The following is an 819-nucleotide window of genomic DNA, read 5'->3' as shown; positions in this document are numbered from 1 at the left end:
TAAACGTCGCATCCAGCCTGGTGATAAAATGGCTGGCCGTCATGGTAACAAAGGTGTTATCTCGGTCATCATGCCTGTTGAAGATATGCCATACGATGAGTTTGGTAATCCTGTCGATATCGTTCTTAACCCGCTAGGTGTACCGTCGCGTATGAACGTTGGTCAGGTTTTGGAAACTCACTTAGGTGCAGCAGCCAAAGGTCTTGGTCAAAAGATCGATACTATGATCAAGCAGCAAAAAGAAGTCGCCGAAGTTCGAGGCTTGTTGGGTGAAATCTACAACGGTGTTGCAAGCAAGAAAGAAGAGCTAGACAGCTTCTCTGATAAAGAGATTCTAGAGTTGGCGAACAACCTTCGCGGTGGTGTTCCTATGGCAACTCCAGCATTCGATGGCGCGAAAGAGTCTGAAATCAAAGAGCTACTTCGTTTAGCTGATCTTGATGACAGCGGACAAACAGTTTTGTATGACGGACGTACTGGTGACGCATTTGATCGCCCTGTAACGGTCGGTTATATGTACATGCTGAAATTGAACCACCTGGTTGACGACAAGATGCACGCGCGTTCAACTGGTTCATACAGTCTTGTTACGCAGCAGCCATTGGGCGGTAAGGCTCAGTTTGGTGGTCAGCGATTCGGTGAGATGGAAGTATGGGCACTTGAAGCATATGGTGCTGCATATACCTTGCAGGAAATGCTTACCGTTAAGTCGGATGACGTGAACGGTCGTACTAAGATGTACAAAAACATTGTTGATGGCGATCATCGTATGGAGCCTGGCATGCCAGAGTCCTTCAACGTATTGGTCAAAGAAATTCG

At 47.0% G+C, this 819-nt stretch carries 1 pseudogene; it reads left to right on the top strand.

From position 1 onward, the window contains the following. Window positions 1–819 (top strand): annotated as a pseudogene (gene rpoB / locus A3738_RS22965) (DNA-directed RNA polymerase subunit beta); the annotation flags it as partial.

Source organism: Oleiphilus sp. HI0066 (assembly GCF_001635725.1).
The sequence above is the reverse complement of the archived record's forward strand: the minus strand, read 5'-3'. Positions and strand labels throughout refer to the sequence as shown.